The sequence below is a fragment of the Pseudomonas sp. 14P_8.1_Bac3 genome (genome assembly GCF_025466085.1).
Lineage (GTDB): Bacteria > Pseudomonadota > Gammaproteobacteria > Pseudomonadales > Pseudomonadaceae > Aquipseudomonas.
This window is the reverse complement of the sequence record NZ_JANLOD010000049.1, coordinates 1-11,828: the sequence shown is the minus strand read 5'-3', so window position 1 is coordinate 11,828 and position 11,828 is coordinate 1. Positions and strand designations below refer to the sequence as shown.

At 58.1% G+C, this 11,828-nt stretch carries 8 protein-coding genes and 1 pseudogene; 3 read left to right on the top strand and 6 right to left on the bottom strand.

What is annotated here, in order from left to right:
• Positions 1 to 24: 24 nt before the first annotated feature.
• The 4 genes from NTD84_RS14320 to NTD84_RS14305 form a co-directional block, all read right to left on the bottom strand.
• On the bottom strand, positions 25 to 1,485 hold the full coding sequence (locus NTD84_RS14320; protein ID WP_262166572.1) for a sulfatase-like hydrolase/transferase: 1,461 nt from the start codon (positions 1,483 to 1,485) through the stop codon (positions 25 to 27).
• Positions 1,486 to 1,535: 50 nt separating this feature from the next.
• A complete protein-coding gene (locus NTD84_RS14315) occupies positions 1,536 to 2,486 on the bottom strand; it encodes a PDR/VanB family oxidoreductase (protein WP_262166569.1) in 951 nt (316 codons plus the stop codon).
• A gap of 81 nt (positions 2,487 to 2,567) precedes the next feature.
• Positions 2,568 to 3,971, bottom strand: coding sequence for a Rieske 2Fe-2S domain-containing protein (locus NTD84_RS14310; RefSeq protein WP_262166566.1), 1,404 nt, complete (start codon positions 3,969 to 3,971; stop codon positions 2,568 to 2,570).
• 52 nt (positions 3,972 to 4,023) lie between these two features.
• Complete coding sequence (locus NTD84_RS14305) at positions 4,024 to 5,463, bottom strand: NAD-dependent succinate-semialdehyde dehydrogenase (RefSeq protein WP_262166563.1); 1,440 nt, start codon at positions 5,461 to 5,463, stop codon at positions 4,024 to 4,026.
• A gap of 704 nt (positions 5,464 to 6,167) precedes the next feature.
• On the opposite strand from NTD84_RS14305, the pseudogene NTD84_RS14300 reads away from it, so the two are divergent.
• The 3 genes and pseudogenes from NTD84_RS14300 (at position 6,168) to NTD84_RS14290 (ending at position 9,443) form a co-directional block, all read left to right on the top strand.
• Positions 6,168 to 7,614 (top strand): annotated as a pseudogene (locus tag NTD84_RS14300) (tyrosine-type recombinase/integrase).
• A 374-nt stretch (positions 7,615 to 7,988) separates the two neighbouring features.
• Entirely contained in the window at positions 7,989 to 8,384 is a 396-nt protein-coding gene (locus NTD84_RS14295) for a GlcG/HbpS family heme-binding protein (RefSeq protein ID WP_262166560.1), read from the top strand.
• A gap of 42 nt (positions 8,385 to 8,426) precedes the next feature.
• Positions 8,427 to 9,443, top strand: a complete 1,017-nt coding sequence (locus NTD84_RS14290; protein WP_262166558.1) for an aldo/keto reductase — start codon at positions 8,427 to 8,429, stop codon at positions 9,441 to 9,443.
• 171 nt (positions 9,444 to 9,614) lie between these two features.
• On the opposite strand, the gene NTD84_RS14285 is transcribed toward NTD84_RS14290, so the two are convergent.
• On the bottom strand, positions 9,615 to 10,913 hold the full coding sequence (locus tag NTD84_RS14285) for a carbohydrate porin (protein WP_262167223.1): 1,299 nt from the start codon (positions 10,911 to 10,913) through the stop codon (positions 9,615 to 9,617).
• Between the two features lie 194 nt (positions 10,914 to 11,107).
• Positions 11,108 to 11,828: electron transfer flavoprotein subunit alpha/FixB family protein (locus tag NTD84_RS14280; protein WP_262166556.1), on the bottom strand; the 721-nt coding region annotated here is incomplete at its 5' end.

Sequence of the window (11,828 nt, the reverse complement as noted above, 5' to 3'; positions counted from 1 at the left end):
GTTTACCGGAGCCGAGGCAGGGCCTCAGTTGAAATCCACCGCAACCCCTGGCGGGGGCGAGTAACCCAGGTCACCACGGGCCACCACCGCGTCGCGGCCGCCGTTGAGCTCCAGCAGCTCGGCCTGGCGTTTTCTGGCGCGGGCATCCACCTCTTTCGGAATGCAGACGGTTTCCATCTTCGCGCGGTACTCGGCGACCAGCGCCTCGTTACCCGGGATCTCCGCCAGGTTGAGCAACTCTTCCGGGTCTTCCAGCAGATCGAACAGATGCGGCGAGTAATCGACGTAGTGAACGTACTTATAGCGGTCGTCGCGGATCATGAAGGCACCGGTAGCCGAGCCCATGCCGTGGTATTCGGCAAAGGCCAGACGGTCGCCATCGGGCTGATTGGCCAGCTTGAACAGGGACTCGCCCGACAGGGTTTTCTCCTCTTCGTTGGGCGCAATGCCGACCGCTTCGAGAATGGTCGGGTAGACGTCGATGTGGGTAACCGGGGTCATCTTCTCGACGCCCGCCGGGATACCGTCACCGGAGATGATCAGCGGTACGCCAACGGCTTCTTCGAACATCGTCGACTTGCCCCACAGACCCCGGCTGCCCAGGTTGTCGCCGTGGTCGCTGGTGTAGATGATCCGGGTGTCGTCGCGCAGGCCACTGCCTTCAAGGGCGCTCATCACCTTGCCAATGTTCTCGTCAAGGAAGCTGACCAGGCCGTAGTAGCCCGCCAGCGCGCGACGCACCTTGTCTTCAGTGTCGAAAAATTCGTCATAGGCAAAGCTTGAGGCGTAGTCCTTGATGAACGGATGGTTCGGGCGCTCGGCCTTGTCGTACAGCTTTGGCCAAGGCAGGTTGTCGTCCAGGTAGTAGCGATAGAAATGCTCGGGCGGCGCCGTCAGCGGGAAATGCGGTGCGACGAAAGAGACGAACAGCACCCAGGGCTTGTCCTGGTGTTTCGGTGCTTCTTCACGCAACCAGGTCTGCGCCAGCGCAGCGATGTTGCGGTCGTACATGGTGTAAGACGATTCACCTGGCCCGGCCTGCCCGGCCATTTTCCAGGCACCGCCGCGACGCGGCAGGTCTTCGCGAACCAGACCCATCAGGTCGCCTTTGCCTTCGATGACATGCATCGGCACGATTTCCTGGCTGAAACCGTTGTCGTCATCGATGGAGCGGAAGTGCAGCTTGCCGATGGAGACGCAGTGTTGCCCTTCATCACGAACCCGGTGGTGCCAACTGGTCACGGAACCATCGTAGGGGTCGGCGTTGTCCCAGAAGCCCATCTGGTGAATGTAACGGCCGGTGGCGAAGGTCGCACGGGCCGGAATGCACACCGGAGAGTTGCAATAGGCCGAAGTGAAACGGGTACCGCCGGCGGCGATGGCGTCCAGGTTCGGGGTCTTGACGAAATCATTACCGTAGCAACCGAGGGCTTTAGGATTATGTTCATCGGACATGAACACGATGAGGTTCTTGGCTTTAGTCATTTTGCTCTCCAAAGCTAGGTAGCTACGTAGCTTTTCTCAGGGAAATTTTTTTACAGGTCCAGCACCAGCATCGAGCTCTTGGAACGGGAGCAGCAGATCAGCAAGTGCTCCTGTTTCTCGTCGTCACTGAGGATGAAATCGCGATGGTCGACCTCGCCGTCGATGAAACGAGTCTTGCAGGTGCCGCAGATACCGGCCTCGCAAGAGGTCTCGCACGGCAGGCCGGCGTCACGCAGGACTTGCGCAATGCTCTTACTGCTTGGCACATCAAGAGTCTGGCCGCTGCGGGCCAGGGTGATCTGGAATTCACCTTCACTGGCGGTGCCGGCGCTTGGCGGCGGTACCGGTGCGGCAAAGTGTTCGAAGTGCACCGTGCCTGCCGGCCAATGCTCGGCCGCCGCCTTGACGCCGGCCATCAGCCCGCCAGGGCCACAGCAATACAGATGGGTACCGGGCTCGTGGTGCATCAGCAGTTCGCGGATGTCCAGGCGACGGGCCGGATCACCGCCGTCGTAGTGGATGACGACGTGCTTGCCGAGCAGGGACGACAGGCGCTCCTTGAACGCGGTGCGCTCAGGCGTCTCGCCACAGTAGTAAAGAATGTATTCGGCACCGCTCGCTTCAAAATGCTCAAGCATCGCCATCATCGGCGTCACGCCAATGCCGCCGCCGATCAACAGGTGCCGCTGCGCTTGGTCGACGACAGGGAAATGGTTGCGTGGTTCGGAAATCTGCAGCAGATCGCCTGCCTTCACGTTGCTGTGCAGGCTTCGCGAACCGCCGCGGCCATCGACCACGTTCAATACGCCGACTACATACCGGTCCCGCTCTTGCGGGCTGTTGCACAGGGAGTACTGACGAATGAAACCGCCGGGCAGGTGCACGTCGATATGCGCACCCGCGGTGAAAGGAGGCAGCGGTTTGCCTGCCGGATCGACGAACTCGAAGGTGTTGATACCAGCCGCCTGGTTCTCGATGCACCGTACTTTGACTGTTTGCATGCTGCGCCTCGATCTTTTTTGTTGTCTGGGCGATGAATCGTCCGTGGGTCGAGCCTGATCTCGCCAGGCCCGACCACCCAATCAACCCTTGCGGGAGAGCTGCTGATCGTCGAGCTCATCGAGACGCTGGCGCACATAGGCGTCGCGCTCGCTGGCCGGGAAACGGTCAGCGTCCTTCATCACACCGATGACCTTACGATTAATGTCCATCAGCAATTCGCGATCGTCACGGGCCGGGTCACGGGGAATCTTCAGCACCGAGTCCTGGGAGTACATGGCCAGCGGGTCATCGCTGTTCAGGTCCGCACGCCCCACCGGCTTGCCTTCGGCCAGCTTGCGCGCAGCATCGCGCAGCAGTTTGCGGCACAGGTAGACACCGATGTCCGAACGCCCCGGGTGCTCCATGCCGTGAATCGCGATTGGACGCTGGCTGACCAGTGCTTCCCAGTCGCCCGGTGCACGCTGACCTTCTTCATAGGTGCGGCTGCCGGTCTGACCTTCGAGGAAGTCGATCTTGTCGACGCCACAATCTTCTTTGCAGCCCAGATGACGCGGGTCCACTTCATCGTTGAAATGGCGCCAGCCGAACAGGATGGTGTTGGTGTCGTCCACCGGCACATGCCAGCGGCTCATGGCGACGGTGGAGTGACGCTCTTCGGCCGCCGACGGCACCAGCGAGCCGATCTGGCATAGGTGCGGGAAGGTCATTTCGGTGATGCGGGTCCACACCTTGTCTTCACCGACGCGGCGCCCGGCGACGAAGGCGACGCCGTTGCCATCACGGGTCGGTTCCCAGTGCATGACCGGCATGTCGCCGAAGCCTTCCAAGGAGACGCCGGCGGAGGTCGCCGCGTCCACGCCTTCTACCGTCATGTTGTTATGCAGCACCGCCGTGTGCATGTGGTCCATGATGTTTTCGAACACCTGCAGCCAGTTGCAGGGGTAGACGTTGGAGAACGCCACCAGCTCGGTACCGGCCGGCTGGGTGAAGGACTCGTACTCAGGGAACTTCGGCTTCTGATCCGGTGGGCCCATGTAGGCGAACACCAGTCCGTGGCGCTCGAACGCCGGGTAAGCGGGTTGGCAGATGCTCTCTTTGAGCTTGCTGCCTTCCGGTTCACAAGGGGTTTCCATCAGCGTGCCGTCTACGCCCCACTTCCAGCCGTGGTAGCAGCAACGAATGCCGTGTTCCTGGATGATGCCGAATTCCAACGAAGCGCCGCGGTGGGCGCAGTGGCGATGCAGCACACCGATCTGACCGCTACGGTCACGGAACGCCACCAGGTCTTCACCGAGAATGCGGATGGCCTTGGGCAGTTGGCCCAGCTCCTCGGACAGGCAGACTGGGTGCCAGAAACGGCGCATGTACTCGCCCATTTCGGTGCCTGGGCCGACACGGGTCAGCTCGGCATCTTCAGTCGGGATGATGTTGTAGTGGTAGCCACCGAAAGGGATGTTCTGCGCTTTACCATCTGCACGGCTCATGGTTCGATCCTCATCATTACTATTGTTTTTAGGGTAAGCATCACTTCACGGACTAAACGGAACTTGCCTGGCTGACGAAGCGAGTCTGCAAGTAAGCATCCAGTCCTTCAGGGCCACCTTCGTGGCCGATACCGCTTTGTTTGGTGCCGCTGATGGGCGCATCGGCCAAAGCGGGGGTAAAGCAGTTGATGCCGATCCAGCCGGCATCGAAGCCTTCGCTCACTGCAGCTGCACGTTTGATTGAGTTAGTGAAGGCGTAGGCCGCCAGGCCGAAATCCACACCGTTGGCGCGCTGCATGACTTCATCGAAGTCGCTGAACGGCATGATTGGCGCGACCGGGCAGAACGGTTCCTCATGCAGAATGCGCGATTGCGGATCCAGATCGGTCAGCACCGTTGGCTGGAAGAAATACCCGCGCTCGAACATCCGATTGCCACCGGCGGCGACCGTGGCGCCTCGTGCTTTGGCATCGGCAACCAGCTCCATCGTCGACTCCAGACGACGAACGTTGGCCAGCGGGCCCATGCTGATGTCAGCTTCAAGGCCATTGCCGACTTTCACAGCATTGGCGAATTCGACAAAGTGACGAGTGAACTCCTCATAAACCCGATCATGTACGAAGAAGCGGCTGGCCGACACGCAGACCTGGCCGGCATTGCGGAACTTGAAGCCGGCACAGGCGCGAGCCACGGCCTGCACATCCACATCGTCGAACACCACCACTGGTGAATGTCCGCCCAGCTCCATGGTGACGGGCTTGAGCTGCTTCGCCGCCAGGGTACTGAGCAGACGTCCAACAGACACGGAACCTGTGAACGAAACCTTGCGGGTAATCGGCGAAGCAATCAGAAGTTCGGAAACCTGACTCGGTTCGCCGAACAGCATGTTGATCACACCCTTGGGCAACCCGGCATCAATAAAGGCGCGGATAATACCGACACAGACACCGGGGGTTTCTTCGGCGGGCTTGACGACCACCGAGCAACCGGCAGCCAGGGCTGCAGCCACTTTGCGCGCCACCAGTACGGCAGGGAAGTTCCAGGGGGCGAAGGCCGCGACAGGGCCGATCGGGCGTTTCACGGTAGTCTGTACCAGCTCAGGCTGACGCGGCGGCAGCAGACGGCCGTAGGCACGTTTGCCCTCCTCTGCACACCATTTGATGGTCTCGACCACCCGGTCGATCTCGCCTCGGGCGTCAGCCAACGGCTTACCATTTTCCAGAGTGAGTACGTGAGCCAGGTTTTCGCGGCGCACCTGGATCAAGTCGGCGGCACGATTCATCACCACCTGACGATTCCATGCCGAGACAGTACGCCAGATTTCGAAACCTTCCTGCGACGACGCCAGTGCGTCCGCGATGTCCTGCTCACTCGCCAGCGGTAGATGAGCCAGTACTTCTTCAGTAGCGGGGTTGACCACCGGGATGGTGCGGCGACCCTCGCCAGCGCGCCAATGACCGTCGATATACAGACCTAGCTCTACGTCATACATGCATCTTGCTCCTGCTGGTTGTCTGAGCGGTAAACCGAGGGCGAGTAGCGCCTTGTGCGCGTTGTTATTTTCACCCTTTCGATAACTATATAGCTATAGATTTATCAATGTCAAACAGTTCACCCTCGAAATTCTTTCGAATAACGGACAGGCGGCCGAAGACCTGCCTACAGCAAGACAAGTGGAGATTACGAAGGGTTTTACGTGGAGTAATCGAGATCAGAGCCAAGCGATCAAAAGTGCAGCGCACGTGCTACCTCGCGACATCAAGCGGACAAAGTCCCAAGTGCTGCCTAGGTTTAGCGGAGCCGCTCGTTTCTGGGGTATGAAACTTATCGTCGTGCTGAGAACAATCGGCCACAAATACTTTTATGGAGTTGGAGGAGACACTACGGTCACCGAGGGAGATTCCACCGAGAGCCAGTGGTTTTGTAGGGGTAAAAACCACTTAAAATAAAAAGGGGTCGCGAGATAAAATCTCGCAACCCCTTGAATTATATGGTCGGGACGGAGTGATTCGAACACTCGACCCCTAGCACCCCATCTCCTTTTTCGTACTTTTTGAAAGACTCCAAAATTTTACTCTGGATTTTTCCAAGCTAGTATTTACTTGAGCTCCAGCGGTGTTCTGCTCCACGAGAGTCTAGTCACGTCCATCAAGAGCCGACGTTTTTGTGGGGGTAAAAGTAGGGGGAATCCATTTTATGACCAAAATCACCATCAAAGAACTCGAGTCGCTGACCGCCAACGATGCCGGCCGAATCCTCCGGGAGGATGGCAATCTGGCCGGTCGAATCTCAGTCCGTTAGGACGGCGTGTTGTTCTGGTCAGCTTTTTCTATCGCTATCGCTGGGGCGAACAGAACAAAGAGTACGCCTGCGGGTCCTGGCCGCGCAAACCCCTGACGGACATCCGCAAGGCCCGCAACCAGGCCCGTGCGCTCATCGATGAACAGATCAATCCCAACGAGCACAAGAAAACCGCCAAGGCACAGGCATATGCCGCGGCTAACGTAGAGGCCGAACAGGTAAAGACGTCGAAGGTGCAAACACTGACCGTCCAGGATCTGGTCAAGGCCTGGCTGTTCGCGTAAAGACGGCAATACCGAGTTGCAACGACGCTTTAACAAGGACCTTTTGCCAGCACTCAGCAAGACCGCAGTGAGCAGCGTCTCCGAACACGATGTTCGGGCGCTGATCCGCACCGTGGTCAACCGCGGCGCTCACCGGCAAGCCATCAGTTTCTTCGCCGACCTCACTCAGATGTTCAGCTGGGCCAGAAAACGTCAGCCCTGGCGGGCCTTATTGATCGAGGGCGACCCGACGGAGCTGGTCGACATTTCCCCCTTGATCCCGGCCGACTACGAGGCAGAAAGAAGCAGGATCCTTTCGCCGGCTGAGCTGATGGAACTGCACAACCGCTTCCAGCAAATGACCGCCGATTACGACGCCCTCCCCGCCGGACAAAAATACGACGGCATTCGGCCGCTAAAGAAGGAAACCCAACTCGCGCTCTGGATCAGCCTGGGCACCCTGTGCCGGATTGGCGAGTTGCTGCAGGCCGAATGGAAAAATGTCGATCTGGACCGACAGACCTGGTTCATACCCAGTGAAAACGTCAAAGGCACCCGCGGCAAGAAACAGGACCACCATGTTTTCCTCTCGCCCTTTGCCCTGCATTTCTTTCAGGAGCTGAAAACCCTCACGGGAGATTCTCAGTGGTGCTTTCCCAACAAGCAGGATGATGGGCATGTGGACGTGAAAGTGGTGAGCAAGCAGGTCGGTGACCGCCAGGCCCGCTTCAAAAACCGCAAGGCCCTCTCCAGACGGCGTCATGACGACACCCTGGTGCTGGCCGACGGCCAGAACGGCGACTGGACACCGCATGACTTGCGCCGCACGGGCGCGACCATGATGCAGGCCTTAGGGGTCAGCCTGGACGTTATCGATCGCTGTCAAAACCATGTGCTCGCCGGCTCGGGTGAGACGGCACTACCTGCATCACGACTATGCCGAAGAGAAGAAGCACGCTTGGGACCTGTTGGGTGATCAACTCAGTGCTGTGCTGTCTTCGACCTACGAGCATCCGCCAGCAGAATCGATGATGTCTTTTCCAGTTTATACCGCGACAGGATCACTGCTGCCTTCATAAGTCGATTTAGTTAGTGCTGTGTCTTCATAGCGTCGTAGGGATCGCCGCGCGCTTTTTCAGGTCCATTCCGGCCAGCCCTGACCGGCAAAAATCGGCCAAGATCAGTCATTCAGCGATGGCAATGTTGATTAGTGAGAGCTATTTATGGCGCCAGCCATGACATAGCGCATCGGCTACCTGGTTCAAAACCGTAGCCATTTACGACCGTCTATATACTCTTCATTCCACAGCCACATTAACCTGCCATCGTTGCCTGGCGGGCTAAACATCCGACATCATCAAACTTTCCCCCTCAAACACTCCCGCCACCTTCACGTCAGCGTAAAGCCCCCGGATGATCAGGACTCCTGCCCTCTCAGCTCAAGGAGCTAAACATGCTGGATAAACTGTCTCAGGAAATTGTCAGTCGCGCGGTGTCGCTGGCAAACGAGCAAGGCTTCGCAATCTGCATCAGCGTGGTTGATGACGCCGGACTCTTGCGAGCCTTTCTGCGAATGGATGACGCCCTGCCCGGCGCCATAGAAGTCGCCACCAAAAAGGCTCGCACCGCTGCGTTGTTCCGGACGGACAGCTCTGAGCTCGGTGTTCGGGCTCAGCCGGGGGGTGATATTTACTCCCTGGAAGGCACCAACGGCGGGTTGATCAGCTTCGGTGGCGGCATTGTTCTGCACGACCGTCAAGGCAAGGTCATAGGCGGGCTAGGGATATCGGGTGCAACAGTCGAGGTGGATCAAGTCATTGCACTGGGAGCAGGTCGCCCACAGCTCTGACCCTATTGAACTTTAATCAGCTACCTATTTGAGGATTGACTCATGCAGCCGTCTACAAAAAGAAAACTCGGCCGAGTGAACCTGGATGTCAGCAATTTTGCCTTTGGGACCTCCCCCGTCGGCAACCTGTTTCGCCCCACCGACGAAGCCACTTCGGATGCAATGTTCCAACGCGCCTGGGAAGGTGGTGTCCGCCTCTTCGATACTGCCCCGATGTATGGCCACGGCCTGGCCGAACTGCGCACCGGGCACTCGCTGCGCTGGAAGAATCGCGATGAGTTCGTGCTCTCATCCAAGGTCGGACGCGTTCTCAAGGCCAAGCCCCGCTCGCAAATCGATTTCAGTCCCTGGAGCAACGCTGCCCCAAATGAAATGACCTTCGACTACAGCTATGACGGCACCATGCGCTCGTTCGAAGACTCTCTCCAACGATTGGCGCTGGAGCGAATAGACATTTGCTTTATCCATGACATCGACGTCTTCACTCGTGGATCGGAACAACCTCAAGTGTTCAAGCAAGCCATGGACGGTGCCTGGCGGGCGCTCTCACGACTGCGCGACGAAGGCGTGGTGAAAGCGATCGGTGTCGGGGTGAACGAATGGCAAGTCTGCCATGAAGCCCTTAAGCAACGGGATTTCGACTGCTTCCTGCTCGCCGGTCGCTACACGCTACTCGAGCAGGACTCCCTCAATGAATTCTTGCCACTGTGCGAAGAACGGGGGGCTGCCGTGCTCATCGGAGGGGGATTCAATTCAGGGATATTGGCCACCGGTGCCGTCGAAGGTGCTCGATACAACTATGCCCCGGCCCCTGCACATATCCTTGAGCGGGTACGAGCCATCGAAGTGGTGTGCAAGGCGTATGGCGTACCACTGCCGGCCGCCGCCATGCAGTTCGTGGTCGCTCACCCGGCGATTCCCTCGTTCGTAGCCGGCACACGCACCCCGGAGCAACTGGAGAAGAATCTTGAGTGGTTCAGTCACCCGATTCCTGCCGAGTTCTGGCAGGCATTGAAACGTCACGGGCTTCTGCGTGAAGACGCGCCAACCCCTGACTGATAGTTGCAGCGTACGGAATGCAAGGTCTGGCGCGCTTAACCTGACCTTGCATCCATGCCGAAAGAAGTAACTTGAGCGCTCGCTCTTCCAAAAGATGAACAAGGCACCTGCAAAAAAGCCACGACGTGCTGTCGTGGCTTTGAAATAGAGCTGAAGATTCAGGCCGTAATGCTAGAAACTGCTCTGGATTTTTACCCCAGCCACCCAGGCATTATCGACCTCGCTAACGCCTCCCGGATTGTGTACGTACTGAATATTGGGGCGGATGACCAGCCACTTCGTTGCGTGGACACCATAGTACAACTCAGCGTCATACTCGTTACCCTGTACCGGCTGATACGCGGGCTTGTCGTAGTCGGTCTGGTTGTTGGCCTGGTTGATCGCTTTCTGATTATTGCGAAAACGCGAGTTGGTACTGATGCGCGCCACACCGAATCCGAGATCGTCCTGGGGACGGGCATCGAACAAGCCTTTATAGGTCAATCCTGCCTGAACAAAGTGCCCGACCTGACTGGTTTCCCGGTCCTGCACCGTTACGTTGGCAAACAGCGACAAACCACGGCTGGGGTTACCATTATGAGTGGTGACCTGCTGTTGTGCGACTAACCAGTAACCATATTTGCTGTCACGTGAAACCAGGTTGCTGGACACATCACCGGGCACTTCACGACTTTCGACATCGGTGGCATCGGCAGTGCTGTAATAAGCGCCCACCCGATACTCGCCGGGCAGAGAGTTCACTGTTGGCGTCCAGAGCAACTCTATCGGCAGGATCAAACCTTCTCCGCCACTCAGGTTCAGTTTGAAACCGTTACTGTCTTCCAGCAGCGAAGGGTTGTGTTCGTAAGCCCCCACCTGGACGAACACTTGTGGTGCCAGTTCATACTTGATTCGCCCGGCCCACTGCGAGATTGGCCAGTTGAACCAAATACCGCCGCCGGCCCAGTTGCCCATTTGCGAACCGCACATCGCCAGGTTCTGGAAATCGCAGGGGAAGCTGTTGAAGTCTTCACCTTCACCAAAGCGCCCGAATTTAAGGTTGAGTTTCTGATCCAGATACGACTGGCTGATCCACATCTGCGTCAGTCGCCACGTCTGCCCTCGCCCCCAGACTTCCTGGTTCGAGGAGTACATCGGCGCGCGCGGGTCACTGATCCGGTCATTGGTGATGTTGTGGCCTTCACGCTCGGTGATGGCCAGCTTGAATGTTGCATCCTGCCAACCGAAGATTTTCTGCAAATCCAGTTTCGCACCGAGAGTGAACTGCCCGGCCCAGCGCGCCGTTCGATCCTGGTCATAACCGCCATCGGCGTTGTAACCCAGCTCGCCGACATAATCGAGCGTGAAGTCATAACCCTGCTGCAGAAGTTCGTTGCGTGTACCGCCCCAATCGCCGGTCATGCCCACTGCATCTTTGTCGAAAGGCCCGGCTGCCATGGCCTGGTTAACTCCGGAAAGTACCGAACCCATAGCGATTAAACCGGTAAAAAGCGCGCAGGAATGCCTCCCGCGCAATTGAGCGTTGATCATTGTGTGGCGACCTCTGTTGTTTTTGATATGAGTCTTGAGCGCACAACCCATCGCCCACGGCCTGTTGAAGAACAGGCCGCGCCGATTTCACTGACAGCGTTTAAATCAATGTTTAACGGACTTTTCCGACGGTGTTACAACGAGGCCTGAAGTTCCGGAAGTGTTTCGAACAGATCCGCCACCAGGCCGTAATCGGCCACCTGGAAGATCGGCGCTTCTTCGTCCTTGTTGATCGCAACGATCACTTTGGAGTCTTTCATGCCGGCCAGGTGCTGGATCGCGCCGGAGATACCGACGGCGATGTACAGCTGTGGCGCAACGATCTTGCCGGTCTGACCGACCTGCATGTCGTTGGGTACGAAACCTGCGTCGACCGCGGCGCGCGAAGCACCGACGGCAGCACCCAGCTTGTCGGCCAGGGCGTACAGGTGTTTGAAGTTGTCACCGTTCTGCATGCCTCGACCGCCGGAAACGACGATCTTGGCTGCGGTCAGTTCCGGACGATCCGATTTAGCAAGCTCTTCGCCAACGAAGCTGGAAATGGCAGCATCGTGAGCAGCAGCAACGGCTTCAACGGCAGCCGAACCACCTTCAGCGGCAACCGGGTCGAAACTGGTGGCACGCACGGTGATCACTTTCACTGCAGCGTTCGATTGCACGGTAGCGATGGCGTTACCGGCGTAGATCGGACGCTTGAAGGTGTCAGCGCTTTCAACCGAAATGATCTCGGAGATCTGGTCAACGTCCAGTGCAGCGGCAACGCGCGGCAGGATGTTTTTGCCGTTGGAGGTAGCGGCAGCCAGGATATGGCTGTAGCTCGCAGCCCCTGCTTCTTGAACGAGAGCGGCAACCAGA

Excerpts from the sequence above, each read along its gene's own strand:
- NTD84_RS14295 (WP_262166560.1), top strand. The coding sequence starts at position 7,989 with ATGCTGGATAAACTGTCTCAGGAAATTGTCAGTCGCGCGGTGTCGCTG.
- NTD84_RS14285 (WP_262167223.1), bottom strand. The coding sequence starts at position 10,913 with ATGGGTTCGGTACTTTCCGGAGTTAACCAGGCCATGGCAGCCGGGCCT.
- NTD84_RS14290 (WP_262166558.1), top strand. The coding sequence starts at position 8,427 with ATGCAGCCGTCTACAAAAAGAAAACTCGGCCGAGTGAACCTGGATGTC.
- NTD84_RS14320 (WP_262166572.1), bottom strand. The coding sequence starts at position 1,485 with ATGACTAAAGCCAAGAACCTCATCGTGTTCATGTCCGATGAACATAAT.
- NTD84_RS14310 (WP_262166566.1), bottom strand. The coding sequence starts at position 3,971 with ATGAGCCGTGCAGATGGTAAAGCGCAGAACATCCCTTTCGGTGGCTAC.
- NTD84_RS14305 (WP_262166563.1), bottom strand. The coding sequence starts at position 5,463 with ATGTATGACGTAGAGCTAGGTCTGTATATCGACGGTCATTGGCGCGCT.
- NTD84_RS14315 (WP_262166569.1), bottom strand. The coding sequence starts at position 2,486 with ATGCAAACAGTCAAAGTACGGTGCATCGAGAACCAGGCGGCTGGTATC.